This is a genomic window from Pseudonocardia autotrophica, from assembly GCF_003945385.1.
GTDB lineage: Bacteria > Actinomycetota > Actinomycetes > Mycobacteriales > Pseudonocardiaceae > Pseudonocardia > Pseudonocardia autotrophica.
Genome location: NZ_AP018920.1, coordinates 1,339,258 through 1,364,230, shown reverse-complemented (window position 1 = coordinate 1,364,230; position 24,973 = coordinate 1,339,258). Strand labels below are relative to the sequence as shown.

23 protein-coding genes are annotated in these 24,973 nt (G+C 72.8%); 11 read left to right on the top strand and 12 right to left on the bottom strand.

What is annotated here, in order from left to right:
- Nucleotides 1-113 precede the first annotated feature (113 nt).
- Nucleotides 114-545 (top strand): ATP-binding protein, encoded by a 432-nt coding sequence (locus tag Pdca_RS06640; protein WP_158092209.1) that lies wholly within the window; start codon nucleotides 114-116, stop codon nucleotides 543-545.
- A 37-nt stretch (nucleotides 546-582) separates the two neighbouring features.
- On the top strand, nucleotides 583-1,752 hold the full coding sequence (locus Pdca_RS06635) for an acetyl-CoA hydrolase/transferase C-terminal domain-containing protein (protein WP_085913965.1): 1,170 nt from the start codon (nucleotides 583-585) through the stop codon (nucleotides 1,750-1,752).
- A 34-nt stretch (nucleotides 1,753-1,786) separates the two neighbouring features.
- Here Pdca_RS06635 and Pdca_RS06630 read toward each other — a convergent pair whose 3' ends face one another.
- From Pdca_RS06630 to Pdca_RS06600, 7 genes are all read right to left on the bottom strand, one after another.
- On the bottom strand, nucleotides 1,787-1,972 hold the full coding sequence (locus tag Pdca_RS06630; protein WP_085913964.1) for a hypothetical protein: 186 nt from the start codon (nucleotides 1,970-1,972) through the stop codon (nucleotides 1,787-1,789).
- 56 nt (nucleotides 1,973-2,028) lie between these two features.
- The gene (gene mmsB / locus Pdca_RS06625; RefSeq protein WP_085913963.1) at nucleotides 2,029-3,270 is read right to left on the bottom strand and encodes a multiple monosaccharide ABC transporter permease; all 1,242 of its coding nucleotides are present in this window, start codon (nucleotides 3,268-3,270) and stop codon (nucleotides 2,029-2,031) included.
- Nucleotides 3,267-4,784, bottom strand: a complete 1,518-nt coding sequence (locus tag Pdca_RS06620) for a sugar ABC transporter ATP-binding protein (protein WP_085914054.1) — start codon at nucleotides 4,782-4,784, stop codon at nucleotides 3,267-3,269. Before Pdca_RS06620 ends, mmsB begins: the two co-directional genes overlap by 4 nt.
- A 121-nt stretch (nucleotides 4,785-4,905) precedes the next feature.
- A complete protein-coding gene (gene chvE, locus Pdca_RS06615) occupies nucleotides 4,906-6,048 on the bottom strand; it encodes a multiple monosaccharide ABC transporter substrate-binding protein (RefSeq protein WP_085913962.1) in 1,143 nt (380 codons plus the stop codon).
- Between the two features lie 324 nt (nucleotides 6,049-6,372).
- On the bottom strand, nucleotides 6,373-7,509 hold the full coding sequence (locus Pdca_RS06610) for a LacI family DNA-binding transcriptional regulator (protein WP_085913961.1): 1,137 nt from the start codon (nucleotides 7,507-7,509) through the stop codon (nucleotides 6,373-6,375).
- A 59-nt stretch (nucleotides 7,510-7,568) separates the two neighbouring features.
- On the bottom strand, nucleotides 7,569-8,447 hold the full coding sequence (locus tag Pdca_RS06605) for an SMP-30/gluconolactonase/LRE family protein (RefSeq protein ID WP_197719937.1): 879 nt from the start codon (nucleotides 8,445-8,447) through the stop codon (nucleotides 7,569-7,571).
- A gap of 70 nt (nucleotides 8,448-8,517) precedes the next feature.
- Entirely contained in the window at nucleotides 8,518-9,525 is a 1,008-nt protein-coding gene (locus Pdca_RS06600) for a zinc-dependent alcohol dehydrogenase (RefSeq protein ID WP_085913960.1), read from the bottom strand.
- A gap of 397 nt (nucleotides 9,526-9,922) precedes the next feature.
- On the opposite strand from Pdca_RS06600, the gene Pdca_RS06595 reads away from it, so the two are divergent.
- Entirely contained in the window at nucleotides 9,923-10,276 is a 354-nt protein-coding gene (locus Pdca_RS06595) for a nuclear transport factor 2 family protein (RefSeq protein ID WP_085914052.1), read from the top strand.
- 228 nt (nucleotides 10,277-10,504) lie between these two features.
- The gene (locus Pdca_RS06590) at nucleotides 10,505-11,227 is read left to right on the top strand and encodes a CPBP family intramembrane glutamic endopeptidase (RefSeq protein WP_085913959.1); all 723 of its coding nucleotides are present in this window, start codon (nucleotides 10,505-10,507) and stop codon (nucleotides 11,225-11,227) included.
- Between the two features lie 19 nt (nucleotides 11,228-11,246).
- On the opposite strand, the gene Pdca_RS06585 is transcribed toward Pdca_RS06590, so the two are convergent.
- From Pdca_RS06585 to Pdca_RS06575, 3 genes are read right to left on the bottom strand one after another with little or no spacing between them, the layout of a single operon-like run.
- Nucleotides 11,247-11,960, bottom strand: coding sequence for a MerR family transcriptional regulator (locus Pdca_RS06585; RefSeq protein WP_085913958.1), 714 nt, complete (start codon nucleotides 11,958-11,960; stop codon nucleotides 11,247-11,249).
- Nucleotides 11,961-12,000: 40 nt separating this feature from the next.
- Nucleotides 12,001-13,314, bottom strand: coding sequence for an MFS transporter (locus tag Pdca_RS06580; protein WP_085913957.1), 1,314 nt, complete (start codon nucleotides 13,312-13,314; stop codon nucleotides 12,001-12,003).
- A complete protein-coding gene (locus Pdca_RS06575) occupies nucleotides 13,311-14,015 on the bottom strand; it encodes a DUF3159 domain-containing protein (protein WP_197719936.1) in 705 nt (234 codons plus the stop codon). Before Pdca_RS06575 ends, Pdca_RS06580 begins: the two co-directional genes overlap by 4 nt.
- A 302-nt stretch (nucleotides 14,016-14,317) precedes the next feature.
- Between Pdca_RS06575 and Pdca_RS06570 the strand changes: the two genes are divergently transcribed.
- Nucleotides 14,318-15,589 carry a lipopolysaccharide biosynthesis protein gene (locus Pdca_RS06570; RefSeq protein ID WP_085913955.1) on the top strand — a complete coding sequence of 424 codons (1,272 nt, stop codon included), beginning with the start codon at nucleotides 14,318-14,320 and terminating at the stop codon, nucleotides 15,587-15,589.
- 49 nt (nucleotides 15,590-15,638) lie between these two features.
- On the opposite strand, the gene Pdca_RS06565 is transcribed toward Pdca_RS06570, so the two are convergent.
- Entirely contained in the window at nucleotides 15,639-16,628 is a 990-nt protein-coding gene (locus Pdca_RS06565; RefSeq protein WP_085913954.1) for an LLM class flavin-dependent oxidoreductase, read from the bottom strand.
- Between the two features lie 172 nt (nucleotides 16,629-16,800).
- On the opposite strand from Pdca_RS06565, the gene Pdca_RS06560 reads away from it, so the two are divergent.
- The 4 genes from Pdca_RS06560 (at nucleotide 16,801) to Pdca_RS06545 (ending at nucleotide 21,768) form a co-directional block, all read left to right on the top strand.
- Entirely contained in the window at nucleotides 16,801-18,768 is a 1,968-nt protein-coding gene (locus tag Pdca_RS06560; protein WP_085913953.1) for an acetoacetate--CoA ligase, read from the top strand.
- Nucleotides 18,769-18,859: 91 nt separating this feature from the next.
- The gene (locus Pdca_RS06555) at nucleotides 18,860-19,834 is read left to right on the top strand and encodes a glucosyl-3-phosphoglycerate synthase (RefSeq protein WP_269462844.1); all 975 of its coding nucleotides are present in this window, start codon (nucleotides 18,860-18,862) and stop codon (nucleotides 19,832-19,834) included.
- Between the two features lie 161 nt (nucleotides 19,835-19,995).
- Nucleotides 19,996-20,487, top strand: coding sequence for an RrF2 family transcriptional regulator (locus Pdca_RS06550; protein WP_085914049.1), 492 nt, complete (start codon nucleotides 19,996-19,998; stop codon nucleotides 20,485-20,487).
- A gap of 57 nt (nucleotides 20,488-20,544) precedes the next feature.
- Nucleotides 20,545-21,768 (top strand): NAD(P)/FAD-dependent oxidoreductase, encoded by a 1,224-nt coding sequence (locus Pdca_RS06545; RefSeq protein WP_085913952.1) that lies wholly within the window; start codon nucleotides 20,545-20,547, stop codon nucleotides 21,766-21,768.
- Nucleotides 21,769-21,879: 111 nt separating this feature from the next.
- Here the strand turns inward: Pdca_RS06545 and Pdca_RS06540 are convergent, their stop codons facing one another.
- A complete protein-coding gene (locus tag Pdca_RS06540; protein ID WP_174824333.1) occupies nucleotides 21,880-22,689 on the bottom strand; it encodes an IclR family transcriptional regulator domain-containing protein in 810 nt (269 codons plus the stop codon).
- A gap of 135 nt (nucleotides 22,690-22,824) precedes the next feature.
- On the opposite strand from Pdca_RS06540, the gene Pdca_RS06535 reads away from it, so the two are divergent.
- Nucleotides 22,825-23,376 (top strand): flavin reductase family protein, encoded by a 552-nt coding sequence (locus Pdca_RS06535; protein WP_085913951.1) that lies wholly within the window; start codon nucleotides 22,825-22,827, stop codon nucleotides 23,374-23,376.
- Nucleotides 23,377-23,455: 79 nt separating this feature from the next.
- Nucleotides 23,456-24,970, top strand: coding sequence for a 4-hydroxyphenylacetate 3-hydroxylase family protein (locus Pdca_RS06530; RefSeq protein ID WP_197720031.1), 1,515 nt, complete (start codon nucleotides 23,456-23,458; stop codon nucleotides 24,968-24,970).
- Nucleotides 24,971-24,973: the final 3 nt, after the last annotated feature.

Below are 24,973 nucleotides of genomic sequence, written 5' to 3'. Positions count from 1 at the left end.
TCCATGACCGGCGATGCCGGAGCCGCGCCCGGCGACCCGCGGGTCGAACCGATGTGATGCACCCGGTCCGGCCCGGGACGCGTTGCACGGCGCCGAGCGGGGTACGCAGGGCCATGGCCGCGCACCTCGTCCTCGAACTGACCGCCGAGCCGCGCGCCGCAGGCCGCGTACGCAGCGAGGTCGGCCGGTGGCTGGCGTCGCTGTGCGGAGTGGACCGTGCCTGCGACACGGCATCGGACCTGGTGCTGGCGGTGAACGAGGCGGTGTCGAATAGCATCGAGCACGCCTACAGCGAGGAGCCGGACGGCACCGACGGCACCGTCACACTGCACGCCGAGGTCGAGCGACCCGGCCCCCGGGTCCGCGTCGAGGTGTCCGACCGCGGCCGCTGGCGCGACCCGCCCGAGGACAGCGGGTACCGCGGGCGCGGGCTGCTGATGATCACCGCCTGCGCCGAGGACGTGTCCGTGCGACCGGGCCCGGACGGCACCACCGTCACCCTGCACCGCACGCTCGGCCGCTGTCCGGGCGTCTGTACGACCTGATCGCATCCCGCCGAGTGCGGTGGCCGATGCTCCTCGTATGACGTCCGATCCCGAGTCCGCGCTCGCCGCTCTGGTCAGCAACGGCAGCCGGGTCGCGCTCGCCGACGGCTGCGGCACCCCGCGGACCCTGCACGGGCCGCTGTCCCGGGTCGCCGCCGGACGTGCGGTGTCGGCCGTGCTCGGCTGGCATCCGGCGCCGGCGCCCGATCTCGATCCGGCCGCCTTCGACGACGTCCGGGTGCTGATGGGCGGCCCGGGCACGCGGGCCGCGGTCGAGTCCGGCGCCGCGCACGTCGTACCGGCGCGACTGTCGGCGGTGCCCGCGCTGCTGCGCGGGCCGCTGCGGCCCGATCTGCTCGTCGCGACCGTCGTCCGCGGACCGGACGGCCTGCGGTTCGGTGCCGAGGTCGGCTACCTGCGCGGGCTCGTCGACTCCGGGACACCGGTCGCGGCGGTGCTGTCGCACGGCAGCCCGTGCTCCGACGCCGGGCCCGCGCTGCCCGCCGGCGCGGTGACGGTCGTCGCGGAGACCGCCGAGGGACCGGCCGAGCTCACCGTCCCGGCGCCGACCACCGACGACGAGGCGATCGCCCGCCGGGTCGCCGCACTCGTCCCGCCGGGTGCCCGGATCCAGGTCGGCCCCGGACGCCTCGCCGCCGCGATGGCCGCCGCGATCGAGGTCCCGGTGCGGCTCGACTCGGGGCTGCTGCCGGACCCGGTGGTCGATCTCGATGCCCGCGGGCTGCTGCTCGACCAGCCGGTCAGCACGTACCTGGCGGGCACCCGGCGGCTCTACGACTGGGCGGACGGGCGGGCGCTGCTGCACCCGGTGGAGCACACGCACGACATCGGGCGGCTGTCCGCGGCCGGGGCGCCGCCGCTGATCGCACTCAACGCGGCGCTGGAGATCGACGTCGACGGCCAGGTCAACGTCGAGGGTCTGGGCCGCTCGGCGGCCGGGATGATCGGTGGGCACCCGGACTTCGCCGCTGCCGGGGCACGGGGTGACGGGCTGTCGGTGATCGCGCTCGCCTCGCTGCACCGCGGCGCGCCGACCCTGGTGGAGCGGCTGTCCCGGCCGGTCAGCACACCGTCCCAGGACGTCGATCTGGTCGTCACCGAGCGCGGCACCGCCGACCTGCGCGGACTGGACCGGGCCGAGCGCCGGCGCGCACTGCTCGAGCTGTGGGACGGCGCGATCAGCTGAGACCGGGACCGGGACGGTGACTGCGGCCGGCCGCTCAGCCCCGCACGGCCCTGCGGGCCGCGCGGACGGAACGGTCACCGGCCGGGTGGATGTCGTGCTCGTGGGCGGACCGGTCGTCGGCCGCACCGCCGGTGGGGGCGTAGTGGCCGCCGAGCCGGGCGACCTCGCTGCCCGGATGCGGCCAGGAGACGTCGGCGTGCTGGTTGCTGCTCTCACTCATACCTGCACTGTGCCCGGCCCGTGTTCCCTCCACACCGCTCCCGGCTGACGGCTGGGTTACGACCCGGTGCCGCGCGCCCGACGCTTGTTCCAGACGTCGAACGCGACCGCCAGCAGCAGCACCAGCCCCTTCACGACCGACTGCATCGACTGGTCGACGCCCATCAGCTGCATGCCGTTGCTCATCACGGCCATGATCAGCCCGCCGACCAGCGCGCCGACCACGGTGCCGACGCCGCCGGTCACCGCGGCCCCGCCGATGAAGGCCGCGGCGATCGCGTCGAGCTCGAACATCGTCCCGGCCGCGGGCTGGGCGCCGTTGGACCGCGCCGAGTAGATGACCCCGGCGATCCCGGCCAGGAAGCCCATGTTCACGAAGATCCAGAACGTGACCGCCCTGGCCTTCACCCCGGACAGCCGGGCGGCGGCCAGGTTCCCGCCGATCGCGTAGACGTGCCTGCCGAACACGGTGCGCCGGGTGACGAGGCCGTAGACCAGCACCAGCACGCTGAGGATCACCAGCACCACCGGCAGCCCGCGGGAGGTCGCGAGCTGCCAGGCGAAGGCCAGCACCACGACGCCGACCAGCGCGATCCGGCAGGCGAACAGCGGGAACGACTCGACCTGCTGCAGATCGAGGACCTTCGCGATCCGTGAGCGGTAGGCGTACGCCGCGTACCCGGCGACACCGAGCGCGGCGATCAGCACGGTGAACGCGTCGAAGCCCTGGCCGCCGATCAGGCCGTTGACGAAGCCGCCGGCGACCATCTGGTACTCGGCCGGGAACGGCGAGAGTGAGATGTTGCCGAGCACCTGCAGGGTCAGACCGCGGAACAGCAGCATCCCGGCGAGGGTCACGATGAACGCCGGGATCCCGACGTAGGCGACCCAGAACCCGTGCCAGGCGCCGACCAGCACCCCGGTCCCGACCGCGGCCGCGATCCCGACCCACCAGGGCAGGCCACCGCCGATCACCAGCACCGCGGCGATCGCGCCGGTCAGTGCGACCACCGACCCGACCGACAGGTCGATGTGACCGCCGACGATCACGATCACCATGCCGATCGCGAGGACCAGGATGTAGGAGTACTGCAGGACGATGTTGGTGATGTTGCCGGGGCTCAGCGAGACGCCGTCGGTCAGCACCGCGAACAACGCGACGATCGCGACGAAGGCGACCACGATGCCGCTCTGGCGCAGGTTGCGGGTGAGCAGGGTCCGCAGATTGCTCGTCCCGGTGTGCAGGGCGGCGGCGGCGCCGCTCTCGCCGGCCGGGTCCCGCTTGAGGGTGCTGGTCATGCGGCGGACTCCGACTCCTCGGTCATGAGGGCCATCAGGCCCTCCTGGGTGGCCTCGCCGACCGGCACCTCTCCGGTGATCCGGCCGGCGGACAGGGTGTAGATGCGGTCGCAGATGCCGAGCAGCTCCGGCAGCTCGGAGGAGATCACCAGGACCGCCTTACCGGCCTCCACGAGCCGGTTGACGATCACGTAGATCTCGTAGCGGGCGCCCACGTCGATGCCGCGGGTCGGCTCGTCGAGGATCAGCACCTCGGGCTCGGTGAACAGCCATTTCGCCAGCACCACCTTCTGCTGGTTGCCGCCGGAGAGCGTGCTGACCCCGCTCGTCACACCGGCGGTCCGGATGCCCAGGTCACGCCGGTAGTCCTCGGCGATCCGGTGCTCCCGGTCGCCGTCCACCCAGCCCCCGCGGGCCAGCCGCGGCAACCCGGCCGCGGAGATGTTGCGGCGGATGTCGTCGACCAGGTTCAGGCCGTAGTGCTTGCGGTCCTCGGTGACGTAGGCGATCCCGGCCCGGATCGCCTCGTCCACCGTCCGGGCCTCGACCTCGTGGCCACCGACGTGGAGCCGGCCGCTGATGTCGCGGCCCCAGGAGCGCCCGAACACGCTCATCGCGAGCTCGGTCCGCCCGGCACCCATCAGTCCGGCGATCCCGACCACCTCGCCCGCCCGGACCGTCAGCGACGCCGAGTGCACCACCGTCCGGTCCTGGGTGGGGTGGCGGACCGTCCAGTCGGAGATCCGCAGCATCTCCGCCCCCGGCCGGGACTCCCGCTCCGGGTAGAACGACGCCAGGTCGCGACCGACCATCCCGCGGATGATCCGGTTCCGCGGGGCGGGCTCGTCGGCGATGGTGAAGGTCTCGACGCTGCGGCCGTCCCGGATCACCGTGGTGCGGTCGGCGATCTGGACGATCTCGTCGAGCTTGTGCGAGATGATGATCGCGGTGATGCCGCTGTCCCGGAACCGGCGCAGCAGCTCCAGCAGGTGCGCCGAGTCGGTGTCGTTCAGGGCGGCGGTCGGCTCGTCGAGGATCAGCAGCCGGACGTCCTTCGCCATCGCCTTGACGATCTCGACGAGCTGCTGCTTGCCGACGCCGAGCCGGCCGACCGGGGTCGACGGGCTCTCCTCCAGCCCGACCTCGCCCAGCAGCTGGGCCGCCTCGCGGTGGGTGCGGGCCCAGTCGACCAGTCCGAACCGGCCGCGCCGCTCGTTGCCGAGGAAGATGTTCTCGGCGATCGACAGGTGCGGGATCAGCGCGAGCTCCTGGTGGATGATCACCACGCCGTCGGACTCGCTGTCCCGGATCCCGGAGAACCGGGCCGTCCGCCCGTCGAGGACGATCTCGCCCTCGTAACTGCCTGCCGGGTGCACTCCGGACAGCACCTTCATCAGGGTCGACTTGCCCGCTCCGTTCTCCCCGCAGATCGCGTGGATCTCGCCGCGGCGCACCGCGAGGGAGACCTCGGACAGCGCCGTGACGCCGGGGAAGGTCTTGGTGATCGAGCGCATCTCGAGAATCGTGTCCGGCGGCCCGCCGGACGGCTCGTGATCGGGCACGAGGTCCTCCGTGCTTCGTGGTGGCGGGTGCCCGGGCCGGGGAGGGTGTCGGCCCGGGCACCCGGGTACGGGATCAGCCCTGCTGGCCGCGCTCGACGTCCTCGGCGGTGTAGTACCCCGAGTCGACGAGCACCTCCGTGATGTTGTCCTGGTAGACCGTCTGCACCGGGAGCAGGAACGCCGGGACGACCTTGACGCCGTTCTCGTAGGTGGTGGTGTCGTTGGCCTCCGGGACGCCGCCCTCGAGGAACGCCTTGGCGGCGACGACGGCCTGCTCGGCGAGCTCGCGGGTGTCCTTGAAGATCGTCGAGTTCTGCACCCCGCGGCTGACCAGGTTGACCGAGGCGATCTCGGCGTCCTGCCCGGTGACGACCGGCAGCGGCCGGTCCGGGCCGCCGTAGCCGGCGTTCTGCAGCGCGGTGATGATGCCGCGGGAGATGCCGTCGTAGGGCGAGAGCACGCCGGCGACCGGGGTCCCGTCGCTGTAGGCGGAGGTGAGCAGGTCCTCCATCCGGCGCTGCGCCGTCTCCTGCGCCCAGCGCAGGGTGGCGATCTGCTCGATGGTGGTCTGGTTGCTGCGGACGTCCAGGGTGCCGTCGTCGATCAGCGGCTGCAGCACCGACATGGCGCCGTCGTAGAAGAAGAAGGCGTTGTTGTCGTCCAGCGAGCCGGCGAACAGCTCCACCACGAACGGGCCGCTCTCGGGGCCCGGCGTGCCGTCCTCGTTCTGCAGGCCCAGGCCGGTGAGCAGGGCGTTCGCCTGTGCGACGCCCACCTGGAAGTTGTCGAAGGTGACGTAGAAGTCGACGTGCTCGGTGTCCCGGATCAGCCGGTCGTAGGAGATGACCGGAATGCCGGCGTCGGCGGCGGCCTGGAGCTGGCCGGACAGCGCGGTGCCGTCGATCGCGGCGACCACCAGCAGGTCAGCCCCACGGGTGATCATCTGGTCGATCTGCTGCGACTGGGTCGGGATGTCGTCGCCCGCGAACTGCAGGTCGACCTGGTAGCCGGCCTCGGTCAGCTGGTCACGGACGGAGTTACCGTCGGCGATCCAGCGCTCCGAGGTCTGCGTCGGCATGGCCACGCCGACCAGCAGATCCTCCGCGGCTGCGCCGCTGCCCGCACCCCCGCCACCGGACGCGCCCTCCCCGCCGCATGCGGCGAGACCCACAACCAGCAGAGCGCCGACGGCGACGGCGCGCACTCTCTTCCACACGGGCGATCTCCTCTTCGAGATGTCGCCCGACGCGCCGGGCGCCGGGCAGCTGGGGCATTCCAGCTCGTCGACTGTGAACGCTAACAAAGTCCGCGTGAGATGGGAATCACCGATTTCGGAATGGATCTATCGAGGTGGGGAGCCTTGGTGGCCGGACAGCACCGAATGCCGTCGCGGCGCCACCAGGCCAACCGCGTGAGCGCTAACGGCATCGGAGACGGGGCACGGACGCGCGGCGGTGTCCCAGAGTAGGCAACCCGGGCCGCCCGGGCGAGGGGATCATGCGGACGATCTGCAGCGCCGGCGGCTCAGCCCGGAGGCTGCTCAGCCCGGAGGCGGGCCGACGCTGTCGCGGTCCACCAGCACCGGGACCACCCCGCGGTGCGCCACGGCCTCCCCGGACGCGACCGGCACGGGGTCCGTGTCACCGGTGCCGCCGGTGCCGTTCGCTCCGCCGGTGTTGTTCGCTCCGCCGGTGCCGTTCGCTCCGCCGGTGTTGTCGGCTCCGTTGATGCCGCCGACGCCGTCGGCGCCGGCGACCAGCAGGTCCAGCGCCGCGCGTGCCACGGCCTCGAAGTCCGGCCGGATCGTCGTCAGCGGCGGGATGAGATGCGCCGAGGACGGCACGTCGTCGAACCCGACGACGCTGATGTCACCGGGCACCGCCCGGCCCCGCTCGTGCAGGGCGTGCAGCAGCCCGGTGGCCATCGCGTCGTTCGCCGCGAACACCGCCGTCACCTCCGGCATCCGGCCGAGGAACTGCCCGGCCCGGTACCCGGCGTCCGGGCTCCAGTCCCCCGGCACCACCGGCGGCACCTCACAGCCCGCGGCCCGCAGCTCGGCCTCCCAGCCGGCCGCCCGGCCCGCCGCATCGAACCAGTCCGGCGGCCCGGAGATGTGCCAGACGGTGCGGTGCCCGGCCTCGAGCAGTCGTCTGGTCGCCACCCGGCCGCCCTCCACCTGGTCGACGGTGGCCATCGCGCCCGGGCGTGCCGGGTCGCCGTCCACCGTCACCAGCGGGACCGTCCGCGGCAGCTCGTCGAGCGCCGCGGCGACCGGCGCCACCGGGGCGATCACCACGATGCCCGAGACCTGGCCGTCGAGGTGCCGGTCGACGGCCTCGCGCACCGAGGCGCCGTCGAGGTCGCGGATCCGCACGACGCTGACCCCGAACCCGGCGTTCACCGCCTGCTCCTCGAATGCGGCGAGCAGCGACACCGGGCCGAACAGCGTCGAGCCGGGGGCGACGACGCCGAGCACCCGGTCCCGGCCGGTGACCAGCGTGCGGGCGGCCCGGTTCGGCCGGTACCCGAGCTCGTCGATCGCCGAGAGCACCCGGGTGCGGGTGACCTCGCGGACGTTCGGGTGCGCGTTCAGCACCCGGGACACCGTCTGGTGCGACACCCCGGCGACGCGGGCGACGTCGAACATCGACGGGCCACGCCGGGTCCGCTCACCCATCGCCCGTTCCTCCTCGCCCCGCTGCCGCCCCGACGGAGGGTAGCGACCCGTGATCGGCCTCAGCCGCTGAACTCGGCCACCGGCGCGCCACCGGTACCGGGGCGCACCGCGAACAACGCCCCGGCCGCAGGCTGGGCGGTGAGCTCGTCCGCGGTGAGCTCCTGGCGGGAGCTGGTCACGAACAGCGTGCCGAGGTCCGGGCCGCCGAACGTGCACGCGGTGACCCGGCTCACCGGCAGCCGGACGACGGTGTCCAGCACGCCGTCCGGGGTGTAGCGGTGCACCGCGGAGCCGCCCCACAGCGCCACCCACAGTGCGCCGGCCGAGTCCACGGTGAGGCCGTCGGGCAGACCGGCCGCCGGATCGACGAGCACGGCGGGCCTGCGGTCGCGCAACGCAGCGGCACCGGCGTCCGGGTCGACGTCGAACACGTCGATGCGGCCGGTCGGGGTGTCGATGTAGTAGGCGCGCCGGCCGTCCGGGGTGAAGACGAGCCCGTTCGAGATCGTGACGCCGGTCAGCGCGGGCTCCGCGACCAGGTCCGGCCCGAGCCGGTACAGGGTTCCCGCACCGGGCCGGGTGTCGTAGGCCATGGAGCCGCACCAGAACGCGCCGGCCGGGTCGCAGCCGCCCTCGTTCATCCGGATGCCGGGGTCGTCCCACAGATCGCCGAGCCGCCGCTGCACCCGCAGGTCCGGGTCGAGCAGCACGAAGCCGCGCTCGTCGGCGAGCACCAGTCCCCCGTCGCGGCGCGGCCGGAACGCCGCGGCCACCGAGCCGACGTGCGTGCGCCGGATCCGGTCGTCGGCGAGCTCCAGGATGTCGCCGGCGAGCATGTCGACCCAGCGCACCCCGGCGAACGACGGGTGCCACACCGGACCCTCGCCGTGCTCCGCCACCGGCCCGGTCAGCTGCTCGGCGACCAGCTCCCGGGTCACGACGCCGCTCCGCGCGGCGCGGCAGGGCCTGCGGCGGCGGTCCGGCGCGGTACGGGTGCGGGTTTCCGGTTCACGGGTGCAGCAACACCTTTCCGATCGGCAGTGGCGCGGACGGGCCGAGCGCCCGCACCGCGTCCTCCAGCACGAGCTCGTCGCTGATCAGCGGGGCCGGTCGCAACCGTCCGTCGGCGAACGCGGCGACCGCGTGCGTCCAGGCCCGCGACGGCGCCCCGAACACCGTACGCACCGTCACCGCCGCCTCGACCAGCTCGGCGGGCGGGAGCGGATCGTCGGCGCCGCCGTAGAGCCCGCTCAGCACCACCCGGCCGCCGCGCCGGGTGAGCCCGACCGCCAGCCGCCCGGCACCACGGGCACCGGCCGCCTCCAGGACGACGTCGAACACACCGGCGCGGCGCCCGGTCCGGTCCGGCGGGCAGACGCCGGTCGCCCCGGCAGCGGCGGCCCCCGGCCGCGGTCGCGGATCGACGACCAGGAGCTCGGCGGGCGAGTGCGCGGCCAGCAGCTGGACGGCGAGCAGCCCCAGCGTCCCGCCGCCGACCACCGCGACGCGTTCACCGGGCAGCGGCGCCGCCTGGAGCACCGCCTCGGCCATGCACGCGGCGGGTTCGATGAGTGCCGCGCCGCGCAGGTCGGCGTCGTCCGGGAGCACGTGCAGCAACCGGGCCGGGAGCCGCAGCTCATCGGCGCAGGCTCCGGGGCTGGTGAAGCCGGTCTCGTCGTAGCCGGCGCGGCAGAGGTTGGTCGCGCCGCGCCGGCAGGCGTCACAGGTGGCGCAGTAGCGGAACCCCTCGCCGACGACCCGGCGGCCGAGCAGCCGGGGATCGGTCCCGGCACCCAGTTCGACGACGGTCCCGGACCACTCGTGCCCGGGCACCACCGGGTAACGGACATAGCCGGGAGCGCGGGTCCCGGCCAGGATCTCCCGGTCGGAGCCGCAGATCCCGGCGTAGGCGACCCGCACCAGGGCTTCGCCGTGCTCGAGTGGCCCGGCCCGGCCCGCGTCGGTCACCCGCAGCTCGCCGGGTCGCTCGACGACCAGCGCCCGCGCGCCGCTCACGGGGTGGCGCCCGCCGGCTTCTCCCGGCCCGGGAACTCCCTGAGCTCGTGCACGCCCACCACCTCGTCGTCGTGTCGCTGTCGTGTCGCTGTCGTGTCGCCGGCGTGTCACCGTCGGGCTCGTCGTCGTGTCGCCGGCGGTGCTGCCGTGTCCGGGTCGTGCGGCATCGGCGGCGATCTGATTGTTAGCGCTCACACAATCTCTGTCAACGACCTCTCCGACCGCACAGGTGCATCCTCAACGACCTTGACGACACCTGAGGACCCCCTGCCACCGCCGGATGTTTACGCTAACAGCCCTGGTCGGGTGGTCCACTTGACAGGCGCCCCGCCGCAGCCCTGGGATGGAGCCCCCCGGGCGCGCCGCCCGGAGGTTCCGCCGAACGAGGGGAACCGTGATGCCCTCCGCATCCGAGCTCGCCCAGCGCAATCTGTTCGAGGTCTTCAACGAGCGCGATCCCGCCGGACGGGTGCGGGCGGGTGACGAGATCTACGCCCCCGACATCGAGTTCCACGATCCCGAAGGCCCGGTCCGCGGGCCCGCGGACGTCGTGGCGAAGGCCGGGGCGCTGCTCGACGGGGCACCCGGGTTCGTCTTCACCGTGGCGCGGATCCGGGAGAACCCCGGCGGGCTGAGCGTCCTGGACTGGCGGTTCGGCCCCGCGGGCGGCGAGCCGGTCGTCACCGGGACCGACGTCGTGCTCGTCGCCGACGGCCGGATCAGCGCGCTCTACACCCTGCTCGACGGCTGATCCCGGTTCCGCGCACGGAGCACCGGCCCGGTCCGGACACACCGCGGCGCCCGCAGGTCCGGCCGCAGCGCCGCCCCGAGCGCCCCCGCCACCCGGTCGACGGACCCCGCTTGACCGTGCCGCAACGGCACGGTGTCGGATCGTCGCGCGGCCCGACCCGTCCGGTGGGCCGCGGGAAGCACCACCCGGACCCCGGCGGGCCCGGCCGAGCAACCGCGGAGAGTCGGAATGTCACCGTCAGAGCAGCACCCGCAACGCGCCGCCCACCGGGCTGCCGGCCGCACCGGTCCGCCCGGCTGGCCCGAGATCGTCGTCGGCCTCGCCGTGCTCGCGGTGGTCGCGTACGGGTCCGGGCCGCTGATCATCACCCCGCTCGGCCTGTCCCCGGTGGCGCACGGCCTGGCACTGGGCGCGCTGTCCGGGATCGCCGGGATCGCCGGCTTCCTCGCCGCGCTGGGGCTCCGGATCCGGTCGCTCGAGGCGTTCGGGGTGCGCGCGACGACGCTGCGCTGGCTGCTCATCGGGGTCGGTGGCGGCGTGCTGGCGTTCGTACTCGTCCGGATCCTCGGCATCGTCATGTTCGCGCTGGGGATCGTGCCGGAGAACATCCAGGAGTCCTACACCGACGCGGGCAGCGCGGGCGCCTGGTCGGTGGCGCTGTCGCTGGTGTTCCTCGCCCTGCTCACCCCGCTCGGCGAGGAGCTGATCTTCCGCGGGGTGCTGACGACGGCGTTGCTGCGCTACGGCGCGGTCGTCGCCGTCGTCGGCAGCGCCCTGGTCTTCGCGCTCATGCACGGGCTGAACGCCGTGTTCTTCACCGCGCTGATCGTCGGCCTGGTCGCCGGGGAGCTCCGGCGCCGCAGCGGGTCGATCTGGCCGGCCGTCGCCGCCCACGCGGTCAACAACGCACTCGCCCAGGCCATCGCGCTCGCGCTGGCCGGGGTGCTCTGATCGCGGGATCCGGCCACCGTCAGCCGTCCTTGAGCAGATCGCGGACCCGGCGCAGCACGTCCAGCTGGGCCGGGTTGTAGAGCTCCTGAACCGCCTTCGCCGCGGTCTCGTCCGCCAGCCGGTCCTCGGGCCGGGTTCCGGGCGCCGATGCGAGCGCCGAGTGCTCCTCCCGGATCCGCCGGATGTAGGGGGCCATCCGGTCGGCCAGATCCCGGCGGACGGCCTCGGCGGCGTCCGCGGGGAGCTCGTCGAACTCGCCGTCGGTCGGGTCCGTGGTCGCGGAGCGCAGCAGCTCGGTGTAGGCCTCCAGCCGCTGTGGCCCCAGCACCCGGGTCATCACGACGACGAGCGACCGGTCCGCGTCCGACAGCCCGGCCGTCGGGACCAGCCCGGCGGGCAGGTCGGTGGACGCGCGATGCCGCAGGAGCAGCCCGAGCTCGATGCGGACCCGCTGCAGCTGCTCGACGGTCGCGGCGAGCTCGGCGTCCAGGGTGCGCAGAGCTTGCTCGGGGTGGTGGTCGTCGTCGCCCATCTCGGCGATCTGGGCCAGCGAGAACCCGAGATCGACCAGCCGCTTGACTCGCAGCAGCCGGACGAGGTGCGCGACGCCGTACTGCTTGTAGCCGTTCGGGAGCCGCTCGGGCTCGGCGAGCAGCCCCACCTCGTGGTAGTGCCGAACCGCCCGCAGGCTGGTGCCGGCCAGGTCTGCGATCTCACGGGTGCTCCAGGCCATGGCTCCACTCCACACCGTGCCGCGACGGCATGGTCAAGCGTCAGGAGCCCGCGACCGGGACCGGCGGAACCGGCGCCGTCTGGTCCGGGCCCGTCCCGACGTCGTCGGGGTCCGCCAGGCCCTCCAGCTTCCGGAAGGCCGGGGACGCCAGCGCGATGACCGCGGTCGTGGCCGCCAGCGCGGCCAGCACGATCCCCGCGACCCCCAGTCCGGCGGCCGAGGCGACCGCGGCGACCGGTGCCCCGGTCAGCGCCGGTGCCGCCAGCACCAGTGTGTTCTGGGCGCCCAGCACCCGGCCACGCATCGCGTCCGGGGTCGCCTCGATCGTCAGCACGCCCAGCACGGCGGCGACCGGGGCGTTGGTCAGGCCGACCAACGCAGCGGCAGCGAGTACCAGCCAGGGCGCGGCCAGGCTCCCGACCAGCGCGAAGCCGACACCGAAGCCCAGCATCCCGACGACGAACCACACCCGGCGCGGCACCCGTCCGGCCAGTGCCGCGTACAGCGCCGACCCGACGACGCCGCCGCCGGCCAGCGCGCTCAACGTGAGCCCGGTCAGCGCGGGCAGGTCCGCCTCGATGAAGTAGGCGGGCAGCACCGTCGTCTGCAGCGACGCGAGCACCGCCACCAGCGCCGCCGACACCAGCGTGGCGCCGAGCACCAGCCGGTTGCGGGCGAGGAACCGCCACGAGGCGACGAGATCGGACATCGCCGCGCGCAGCGCGCCACCCGTGGCTTCCCGGGCCCGGCGGGCGATCCGGCCGGCCCGCGGGTCCAGCACCAGCGTCGTCATCGCGGCCAGCACGCTGGTCACCGCCGTCACCCACAGCACGGTGGGCGTCGCGCCGAGCATCCCGACCAGCAGCCCGCCCGTTCCCGGACCGGCGAGCAGCAGCACGTTGCCGAGGTTCTCCCGGATCGCCACCCAGCGCTCCAGCCGCCGGGGTTCGGTGCCGCCGAGCCGCACCAGGGTGGGCAGCAGCGTCTCCTGGGCGGTCATCCCCGGCACCCGGATCATCGCTCCGAGCACCCCGAACAGCAGGAACCATCCCAGGTTCAGTCCCCACAGCAGGTCGACCAGCGGCAGCGCCGCCAGCGACACCGCGCCCAGCAGATCGGACGCCACCGCCACCGTCCGGCGATCGACCCGGTCGACCAGCAGACCGGAGACCAGGCCGGTCAGCGCGGACGCCGCCGTCGTGACCGATGCCAGCACTCCCGCGGCGAGCACGTCCCCGGTGCGTTCGAGCACCAGCAGCGGCAGGACCACCGCGGCGATGCCCTTGCCCAGCAGCGACAGCCCGTACGAGGTCAGCCACACCGCCGGGCTGCGCCGGACACCGGCGATGCTCATCGGCCGGCGGGGATCAGGCGCTTGGTGCTGCGGCGGAACGCCCACACGACGACGAGCGCTGCCACGATCGTCAGCGGGGTGCCCATCAGCACCCGGGCGATCCCCAGTCCGGCCGTGCTCTCGGTGACGTAGAGCCACTGCTGGATCGCGAACCGCGAACCGAGGACGAGCGCGGCGGCCAGCGTCGCGAGATCGTGCGCCCGCAGGGTGGGCCGGTCCGCGCGCCAGTCGTGGGTGCCGCCGTGCACCAGGTTCCACACCACCCCGGTGACCGGTCGGCGGGCCAGCACGGTCCCGAGCGTCAGCACGAAGCCGGCGAGCGACGCCCAGATCCCGATCGCGAAGAAGTCCCGCGCCGATCCGGTGACCGCGACCAGGGCGGAGGCGAGCGCGACACCGAGCAGGCTGCCGACGGCCTGCGCGAAGCGCTCACCGCGCAGCAGCCGGTACCCGAACAGCGCCAGCCCCGATCCGACCGCGATGCCGATCGTCAGCGACAGCGACAGGAACGCGTTCGCCGTGACGAACACGGCGACCGGGATCGCCGAGTAGACGAAGCCCATCGGGCCGCCCATGTGCTCGAGCAGCGTCATCTCGGCCGGGTCCTTCGACGCACCGGCCTTCCCCGACTTCCCGACGACGGGCAGCGGTCCCGTGGTGGCCTCGTCGTCTTCTCGTGTGCCGTCCTGTCGTTCGGTCATGGACATTCCGTTCTCCCGTTCGTACCGGTGATCCGGGAACCAGGAGAGTCGATGCCGCTGCGGCACACTCAACCCGCAGTGGCCCAGGTCACATCGAGGCCACTCGTTCCGAGCCGCGCGACCCGGGTGCGCCGGTCGTCCCGGGTGCGCCGGGTTCCCGTGGCCGTGCGGCCGTCGGTGGTGCAGCGCGTGGCCGACCGGCCGGAGCCGACCGGCTGCCGCCGATCACCGCCGCGACCCGGGTACCGGTGCACGGTGCACCGCGGTGGAGCCGCCACGGCCTCCCGTAGCGTGCTCTCCCGATGGCTCCCCCTCCCCCGGCCGTCGAGCGACGCGGTGGCGGCGGGCTCGGCGACTCGCTCGCCCTGACACTGACCTCCGCGTTCAACTCCGTCGCGGGGCTCATCGGCTTCGTGATCGCGGCCTGGCTGATGCCGCAGGACGAGGTCGGCCGGGCCACCGAGTTCGTCTCGGCGATGCAGCTGATCGGCGGCGCCGCGCAGCTCAACCTCGGGATCGGCCTCATGCGCTGGCTCCCGGGTGCCGGGCGCCGGTCGGTCCGCCTGGTGTTCGGCAGCCTGCTGCTGATCATGCCGCTGTCCGGGCTCGTGGGGCTCTGCTACGGGCTCATCGTGCCGAGGGTCGCCGAGATCGCGGCCGGTGACGGCCCGTTCGGCTGGGGACTGCTGTTGCTCGTACTCGGCTGCGCCGGCTGGGGCGTGTTCGTCGTCCACGACTTCGTGCTGGTCGCGATCGGCCGCCCCTGGCTCGCGGTCTGGCGCAGCGGCACCTTCGCGGTCGCCCGGATCGGGCTGCTGGCCGTGCTCGGCGCCGGACTCGCCTCGCAGGGGATGGTGCTGTCCTGGGTGATCCCGGTGGTGGTGTGGATCGCCGTCGGCACCGTCGTCCTGTGGTTCGTGGTCCGCCGGTTCGCCGCCGCGGGCCCGGTGGGCACCCTGCCGAGCCGGGCGTCGATGGCGGCGTTCCTGGCGCCCACCGCGGTGGCCCAGTTCGGCGCGGTGCTGCTCTACAACCAGATCCCGCTGCTCGCGAACTTCAGGATGGGCAACGAGATCGGCGCGGTCTTCTTCATCGCCTGGCAGGCCACCGTCGTCGTCGACACAGCAGCGGTGTTCTTCACCAACTCGCTGGCCGTGCAGACCGCCCGTGAGCCGCACCGGGCCGCCGAGCTCGCGCGGGCGACCCGCCGCCGGATGCTCATGGTGTTCGTCCCGCTGCTCGTTCTCGGCGCGGCACTCGGCTGGCCGGTGCTGCGGGTGCTCGGCGAGGGCTACCCGGTCGGCGCGCCGGTGCTCGCCGCACTGATGGTGGGGGTGCTGTTCCGGCTGGTGGTGGTGTTCGAGCTGGCCCGCCGCCAGGCCGACGGCGACGGGTTCGGCTATGCGCGGCTCTCGCTGCTCAACTCCGGGCTGGTCGTCGTCTTCGCCTGGCTCGTCCCGCTCCCGGATCCGGCCACGACGCACCCGGCGCTGGTGATGCTGCCGTTCGTCGTCGGCTACGTGGTGGTCCAGGCGGCCTTCGCGGCCCTGGTCGGCCGGCGCGGGGCCCGGTAGGCCGGGGAGCAGCCCACCGGGCCGCGCCCCGGCGCGCCGGGGCGGGCGCTCAGCTCGCGTTGACCTTCGGCAGGATCTCCTCGTTGAGCCGCTTGAGGTCGTCGAGGGTCTTGCTGGTCGGGACGTCGCGGAACGGCGGCCACAGCAGCGGCATCGTCATCCCGGCGTCCTTGTAGCGCTTGAGCATGTCCTCGATCTGCTGCGCATTGCCGGCCAGCAGGTTCGTGCCCTTGCCGGCCGGGGTCTGGTCCATCGGCTCGTCGGTGATGACGAACCAGATCATGCTGCACATCTCGAAGCCGTCGGGGAAGCCGCGACCGAGCTCGCCGAGCTCGCGCTCCATCTCCCCCTTCCAGCGCCGGATGTCCTCGGGCGAGTCCTGGATGCCGATCCAGCCCTGCAGGCCGTACTTCGCGATCCGCTTCGCCGACCGCTTCGGGTCCTTCAGCCCGGAGAAGAAGATCGGCGGTCCGGGCTGCTGGATCGGCTTGTGGCCGAAGCCGGACAGCGGGAAGTCGGCGAACTCACCGTGGTACTCGAAGAGCTCGTTCGACCAGATGCCCTGCATGATCTCGATCGTCTCGCGGACGTGGCCGTGCCGGCGCGGGAACAGGTGCGTGGCGCTGGCCGCGGCGAACTCCTCGGGCATCCAGCCGGAGCCGACGCCGACGTTGAGCCTGCCGTTCGCCAGGTGGTCCTGGGTGGCGAGCTCGGCGGCCAGCACCCCCGGCGACCGGTAGGGGGTGTCGATGATGCTCATGCCGATCCGGAGCTTCTCGGTCTTGGCGGCGAGCCACGGGATCAGCGTCATGCCCTGGAACCACTTGCCGCGAGCGATCACCGGCAGCCCGTTGGGGAGGTCGTTCATCATGCCGAACGGATACTGGAGCTCCTGGCGGTCCGAGGTCTCCGGGACGATGATCCGGTCCAGCGTCCAGACCGAGTCGAAGTCCAGGTCCTCGGCGAGGGCGGTCAGGTCCTCGAGCTCCTTCAGGGTGACGTGGTCGCGGAAGTTGGGCAGGTAGAGAGCGAGCTTCATCGGTCGGTCCCCTCGAGACGTCGATGTCGGCGCCCCGTCCCTTGCCTGCGGGACCGGCGCACACGGATACCGCTCACGACCTTTGCGCGACCGGCTCAACCCCGCCTCAGGTGGATCTCAACGCTTTCTCAACCGGAGCGGTCGCGGCGCCGGGCCGCTCTATGTTCGGGGGATGACCGACATCCTGTGGAGCCCGTCCGACGCCCGCATCGCGTCGTCCCCGCTGCGCGAGTTCCTCGACCGGCTCCAGGAGCGCGAGGGTCGGCCGTTCCCCGATCACGACGCGCTCTGGGCCTGGTCGGTCGCCGACCTCGACCGGTTCTGGACCGCGGTCGTCGATCACTACGACGTCGAGCTGTCCACGCCCTGGACCCAGGTCCGCACGGCCGATCCGATGCCGCACACCCGGTGGTTCACCGGGGCGCGGCTGAACTGGGCCCGGCACGCCCTGCGCCACGGCGCGGACGACGCGCCGGCGCTGCTGTGCGTGCAGGAGGGCGGCCGGGCGGCCCGCGAGATCAGCTGGGCCGAGCTGCGCGGCTCGGTCGCCGCGGCGGCGGCCTGGCTGCGCCGGGCGGGGGTGCGCCCCGGCGACCGGGTCGCCGCCTACCTGCCCAACACCGAGCACGCGGTGATCGGGGTGCTGGCCGCCGCCGCGGTGGGCGCGGTGTGGGCGTGCTGCTCCCCGGACTTCGGCGCCGAGGGGACGATCGGGCGGCTCGCGCAGCTGGAACCGACCGTGCTGATCGCCGCCGACGGCTACCACTGGAACGGCCGGGAGATCGATCGCGGCGACGTCGTCGCGCAGCTGCGGGCGAATCTGCCGACCGTGCGGCGGGTCGTGCACGTCCCGTACCTGTTCGACCGGCCGGCCCCCGAGGGCAGCACGCCGTGGGCGGAGCTGCTCGCCGAGCCCGCGCCGCTCGAGTTCGCCCAGGTCGAGTTCTCGCACCCGCTGTGGGTGCTGTTCACCTCCGGCACCACCGGGCTGCCCAAGGGCCTGGTGCACGGGCACGGCGGGATCACCCTGGAGGGTCTCAAGTGGTCCGGCCTGTACTGCGGGCTGCGCGCGGGCGAGCGGATGTTCGCCGTCACCTCGACCGGCTGGGCGCTGTGGAACATGCAGCTCGGCGCGCTCACCCGGGGCGCGACGATCGTGCTGTACGAGGGCAGTCCCGGGCACCCGGACGGCGCGGTCTTCGAGGTCACGGCCCGCACCCGTGCCGATGTCCTGCTGCTCGGTGCGGCCGTGGTCACCGCGACGTCGAACACCGGGGTGTCGCCACGTGCGGAGCACGACCTGGGCGGGCTGCGGCACGTGATGGTGAGCGGCTCGGCGCTGCCGTCGGCGGGCTACCACTGGATCCTGGAGCACGTCGGGGCACACGTGCGGATCGACTCCACCAGCGGCGGCACCGACATCTCCGGCTCGTTCATCGGCGGCAACGAGTACGCACCGGTACGGGTCGGCCGGATCGGCGGGCGGCTCGCCGGCGTCGACTGCGCGGCCTGGGACGACGACGGCGAGCCGGTCGTCGGCACGGTCGGGGACCTCGTCGTCACCCAGCCGATGCCGTCGATGCCGGTGTACCTGTGGAACGACCCGGATGCGGTGCGCTACACCGACTCCTACTTCGACACCTGGCCCGGGGTGTGGCGGCACGGGGACTGGGTGACCTTCCATCCCGAGGGCGACGTCTCGGTCCACGGCCGCTCGGACTCCACCCTCAACCGCCAGGGCGTACGGCTGGGCAGCAGCGACTTCTACGACGTGCTGGAGACGCTGCCGGAGATCGCGGAGACCCTGGTCGTCGGCGTCGAGGAGCCCGACGACGGCTACTGGCTCGGCCTGTTCGTCGTCCCGGCCGAGGGTCACGTGCTCGACGACGAGCTCCGGGACACGATCGTGACCACCCTGCGGTCCCGGCTCACGGCCCGGCACGTCCCGGACGAGATCATCGCCGCGCCCGCCGTGCCGCACACGCTCAGCGGCAAGCGGCTCGAGGTCCCGATCAAGAAGCTGCTGGCCGGGCGGCCGCTGGAGAAGGCCGCGAACATCGCCTCGGTCGACGATCCGGACGCGCTGCGCTGGTACGCCGGGTTCGCGCAGCGCCGGGGCGCCGCGGCGGGACGTCGATAGGATCGCCCGGAGGCGTGCTCCCCGCCCGCACGACGCGAGATCCGGCCGGACGACCCGCCCGTCACCGGTCCCGGAGGAAGAGGATCCGACGGTGGACGACCACATCCGGGACTGGTTCGACCGCCGGACATGGCACGACTCGGCCCGCTCGGGCGAGCCGCTGCGGGTGCCCGGGAACCGCCGGACGGTCTCGGTGGTGCTGCCCGCGCTGGACGAGGAGGCCACGGTGGGCGAGCTCGTCGCCGGGCTGGTGCCGCTGACCAGCGGCCCCGATCCGCTGGTCGGCGAGGTCGTCGTCGTCGACTCCGGCTCCACCGACCGCACCCGCGAGGTCGCGGCCACCGCCGGGGCCCGGGTCGTCACCCGCGAGCAGGCGCTCCCGGAGGTCCCGGTCCGCCCGGGCAAGGGCGAGGTCCTCTGGCGTTCGCTCGCCGCGACCACCGGTGACGTCGTGGTGTTCGTCGACTCCGACCTGGTGCAGGTCGACGCGGCGGCACTCGTCCGCTCGCTGCTCGAACCCCTCCTCCAGGACGACCGGATCGCGCTGGTCAAGGGGTTCTACCGGCGGCCACTGCGGCTGGAGGGGGTCGAGACCGCGACCGGCGGGGGCCGGGTCACCGAGCTCACCGTCCGCCCGCTGCTGGCCGCGCTGCAGCCCGACCTGGCCGGGGTGATCCAGCCACTCGGCGGCGAGTACGCGGCCACCCGCGAGTTGCTGGAGTCGCTGCCGTTCGCGGCCGGATACGGCGTGGAGATCGGGCTGCTGATCGACACCCTGCGGCACCGCGGGCTCGACGCCATCGCCCAGGTCGATCTCGGCGTGCGCAAGCACCGCAACCGCACGCTGCTGGAGCTCGGGGTGATGGCCCGGCAGATCGTCGACACCGTGCTCCGGCGGGAGTGCCCCGGCGGGAGCGGGAGCCCGGCCGGCGCGCCGAGCATCGTCCAGTTCGGCCGGGCCGGGGGCCGGTGGGTTCCTCAGGAGCACGTCGTCGACGGCACCGACCGCCCTCCGATGTGTGAGCTGCGGCCGGCCGGCGCAACGGCCCGGGCCGGGATGACATGAGTCAGGACGTCGGCCGCACCGGCCGGCGTGACAGAACCCGGCGGACTGCGTCGGGGGTCACATCCGCCGCCGAGCCGGACCTCGGCCCCGCACCCGCGTGCCGATCCGCCCGCCGCACCACTGAATCTTGACATCAAGTATCCGGGTTGTACTTTATGGGGATGCGGATGAGCCAGGGCGTCGAATGGACCCTCCACGTCCTCCTGACCCTGACCTGGCTCGACGACGACGAGCCGGTCGCCGTCGGCAGACTGGCCGCCGGCCACGATCTGCCGGCGCCGTACCTGAACAAGCAGCTCCAGGCACTGGCGAAGGCCGACATCCTGGAGTCGGTCCCGGGATCGCGCGGTGGGTTCCGGCTCGCCCGGCCCGCGGCGTCGATCACCCTGATGGATGTCGTCGCGGCCATCGAAGGCACCCGGGAGGCCTTCCGCTGCGCGGAGATCCGCAAGCAGGGCGTGGGGGCCGATCTTCCGAGCTCGGCCTTCCGCGCGCCGTGTGCGATCAGCGCGTCGATGCGGCGCGCCGAGCTGGCGTGGCGGCGCGAGCTCGCGAGCCGCACGATCGCCGACATCCGCGCCGAGGTCGACGAGCGCTCTCCCGACGCACAGCGCCTCACCCGGAGCGCCTACGACCGTCGGCCCGAGGGCTGACCCTCCCGAGCTCACCTGTTCGAGGCGCACCCGCGCCGACGAGGATGGAGAAACTGGATGTCAAATATATTGGTTATCGGCGGTGGCTTCGCCGGGGTCTGGGCCGCAGCGGGCGCGATCCGCGCACGGCACGAAGCGGGCGCGGACACCGACGCCGTGACCGTGAGCCTGATCGGCGCGGCGGACGACCTCACGATCCGCCCACGCCTCTACGAGGACGACCCGCAGGGCAAGCGGGTGGCTCTCGATCGCATTCTCGGACCGATCGGGGTCCGGCGGATCCCCGCCATCGTCACCGACATCGACACCACCACCCGAACCGTCAGCGCGCTCGGCCGTGACGGCTCCGCGCTCGAGCTGAGCTACGACCGCCTGGTCCTGGCATCGGGCAGCCGGGTACTGACCCCGCCCGTCGACGGCGCCGAGCACCTCTTCGACGTCGACACCCTGCCCGCCGCCGCCGCACTGGAGGCTCACGTCGGCAGGCTCGGCGCGACCGCAGGCGGGGACGAGCGCTTCACCGCGGTCGTGATCGGTGCCGGATTCACCGGCCTCGAGATCGTGACCGAGCTACCGGGCCGGCTCCACGCGGTCGCCGGGGATCGCCCCGTCCGGGTCGTCCTGGTCGAGCGTGCCGACGCGGTCGGCCCCGAGCTCGGACCCGGACCCCGTCCGGAGATCCTCGCGGCGCTGGAGCACGCCGGCGTCGAACTCCTGCTCGACGTCTCCCTGCGGTCGGTCGACCGCGAACGAGCCACCCTGTCCGACGGCACCGTGATCCCGACCCGCACGGTCATCTGGACCGCCGGCATGCGGGCCAGCGCGCTGACCGAGCTGATCCCCGGCAAACGCGACGCCATCGGCAGGCTCGAGGTCGACGAGCACCTGCGCGTCGTCGGGGTGGACGGCGTCTACGCTGCGGGCGACACCGCCGCCGCCGTCGCCGAGAACGGCCACGTGGTGACGCAGAGCTGTCAGCACGCCGTACCCCAGGGGAAGCTGGCGGGGGCGAACGTCGGCGCCGACGTACTCGGCCTGCCGCTGAGCCCGTTCGCGCCGAACCCGTACGTCACATGCCTGAGCCTCGGCCCGTACGGGGCCGTCCTCACCACGGGATGGGACCGGACGGTCGCCCTGACCGGCGCCGAGGCCACGACGCTCAAGCACACCATCAACAGCGAGTGGATCTACCCGCCGGTCGACGACGCCCAGGCGATCCTCGCCCTCGCCGACCACCGCACCACCTGGCCGACCGAGGCGGTCCCGAGCCCGGCGGCCTGACCGTCCCGCGGCGACACCGGGCTCGGCGTCGCGGTCACGACAGGGGGAAGAACGTGGGGCGAGGCCGCGGAGGACGCCCGCCGCCTCGCCCCACGTCGTCCTGAGCCGTGATCAGTAGAACCCGTCGCGGATCGGCGGCAGGACGGTGGCGTCGTAGCCGAGATCGGCCGATATCGCGGCGGCGGTCTCCAACAGGATCGGCACCGTCTGCTCGACCAGCTTCTCCGGCGCCAGCCGTCCCGCCGAGGTGGACGAGGCGAGCGCGGCCACGACCCTGCCCCCGGCGTCGCGGACCGGGACGGCCGCGGAGACGAGTCCCTCCTCCAGTTCGCCGTCGACGATCGAGAAGCCCTGCTCACGGACCTGGGCGAGCCGTTGCCGCAGCTCGGCCGGATCGGTCACGGTCGCCGGTGTCCGCGCCCGCATCTCGGCCTCCTCCAGGAAACGGGTGATCGTCTCCGGCCCCGCCCAGGCGAGCAGGACCCGCCCCATCGACGTCGCGTAGGCCGGGACCCGGGTGCCGACCGCGACGTTGATGCTCATGATCCGCCGCACCGGAACCCGGGCGACGTAGACGGCCTCGTGCCCGTCCAGCTCGGCCAGTGAGGCCGACTCACCGGTGCGTTCGGCCTGCCGGAGCAGGTGCGGCTGGGCGAGCTCGATCGTCGCGCGGGTCGCGGTGTAGTGCTGCGCGATGCTCAGGACGCGCGGGGTGAGGGTCCAGCGCGACCCGTCGTTGGCGACGTAGCCGAGGCGTTGCAGGGTCAGCAGCAGGCGCCGGACCGCGGGACGGGAGAACCCGGTCTTCGCGGCCAGCTCCGCGAGTGTGGGACGGGTCAGGTCCTCGTCGAATGCGAGCAGTACCGCAAAACCCCGCTCGAGGCTCTGCACGTAGTCACGGTCGCCGCCCTCCACCGCCATTCACCGCATTCTTCCGTACCGCGTTCCGGCTCCGGACTTGACCGGGCCCCGGAGATACGGCACTCTCCCCACTGTTGAACGCAGAGCGGGCACGCTGTACGCATAGCGTTCAGACTCAGCACAGGGAGGTGCGAGATGCCAGTCCCGCCCCGTGACCTACGGATCGCGTTCGGCCGGTTCGCCACCGGCGTCACCGTGGTGACCTGCCGGAACTCCGAGGGAACTCCGCACGGCGCCACGGTCAACGCGTTCACCGCGGTCTCACTGGAGCCCGCGCTCTGCCAGGTCACGCTGACCCGCAAGTCGAAGGCGTGCGGGTTGCTCGACGGCGCACCGTTCGCGGTCAACGTGCTCGGCGCGGCCCAGGTCGACACCGCATGGCACTTCGCCGGTCGCCCGTCCGATCCCGGGCCGCAGTGGGCCGAAGGGCCGACCGCACCGGTTCTCGTCGGATCGGCCGCGGTCTACTCGTGCCGCCCCTGGCGCACCTACGACGGCGGCGACCACCTGATCGTCGTCGGCGAGGTCGAGCACATCGACGTCTCCGACGACCAGCCGCTGCTGTTCTACCGCGGCGCCTTCCGCGAGATCGGCCCGGTCGAGACCGGCACCCACTGGGGCGGCTCCCTGGACTGCCCCGAAGCCGGCTGGTTCGACGCCGAATCCACGTTCCTCAAGATCGCTTGACTTCCCTCCGACGCAGAAGGGCTCACCAGTGACCATCCAGCAGGACCGCCCCACGGACGTCCCGACCACCGCGGCGCCGATGACCGGCGACGAGTACATCGCCTCGATCCAGGACGGCCGGGAGGTGTGGGTCTACGGCGAGCGTGTCAAGGACGTGACCACGCACCCCGCGTTCCGCAACCCGGTCCGGATGACCGCGCGGCTCTACGACGCCCTGCACGCCCCGGAGACCCGCGACAAGCTCACGGTCCCGACCGACACCGGCAGCGGCGGCGTCACCCACCCGTTCTTCCGCTCCCCGCACACGGTCGACGACCTGCTCGCCGACCGGGAGGCGATCCAGACCTGGTCGCGGATGACCTACGGCTGGATGGGCCGCTCCCCCGACTACAAGGCCAGCTTCCTCGGCACGCTCGGCGCCAACTCCGACTTCTACGCGCCGTTCGAGGACAACGCCCGCCGCTGGTACAAGGAGTCCCAGGAGAAGGTCCTCTACTGGAACCACGCCATCATCAACCCGCCGGTGGACCGCAACCTGCCGCCGGACGAGGTCGGCGACGTGTTCATGAAGGTGGAGAAGGAGACCGACGCCGGCCTGATCGTCTCCGGCGCGAAGGTCGTGGCCACCGGATCGGCCATCACGAACTACAACTTCATCGCCCACTACGGATTGCCGATCAAGAAGAAGGAGTTCGCGCTCATCTGCACGGTGCCGATGGACGCACCGGGCATCAAGCTGATCTGCCGCACCTCCTACAGCCAGCAGGCCGCGGTGATGGGCAGTCCCTTCGACTACCCGCTCTCGTCGCGGATGGACGAGAACGACACCATCTTCGTCTTCGACAAGGTGCTGGTGCCGTGGGAGAACGTGTTCCTCTACGGCGACATCGAGAAGATCAACGGGTTCTTCCCGGTCTCCGGCTTCATCCCCCGCTTCACCTTCCACGGCTGCATCCGGCTCGCAACGAAGATCGACTTCATCGCCGGGCTGCTGCTCAAGGCCCTGGAGATCACCGGCAGCAAGGACTTCCGCGGCGTGCAGACCCGCGTCGGTGAGGTCGTCGGCTGGCGCAACACCTTCTATGCCCTCGCGGACGCCATGGCGCGCAATCCCGACGAGTGGACGAACGGTGCCCTACTGCCCAAGCTGGACTACGGCCTCACCTACCGGATGCTCATGATCCAGGCCTACCCGCGGATCAAGGAGATCATCGAGTCCGACGTCGCATCCGGGCTCATCTACCTGAACTCCCACTCGATCGACTTCAAGACCCCCGAGGTCCGGCCCTACCTCGACAAGTACGTCCGCGGGTCGAACGGCTACGAGGCCGTGGACCGGGTGAAGGTCATGAAGGCACTGTGGGACGCGGTGGGCTCGGAGTTCGGTGGCCGGCACGAGCTCTACGAGCGCAACTACTCCGGCAACCACGAGAACGTGAAGGCCGAGCTGCTCTTCGCCGCCGACGCCCAGGGCACGACGGCGAACATGAAGGGCCTCGCCGAGCAGTGCCTGAGCGAGTACGACCTCGACGGCTGGACCGTCCCCGACCTGATCGGCAACGACGATGTCTCCTTCCTGAAGAACCGGAGCTGAGCA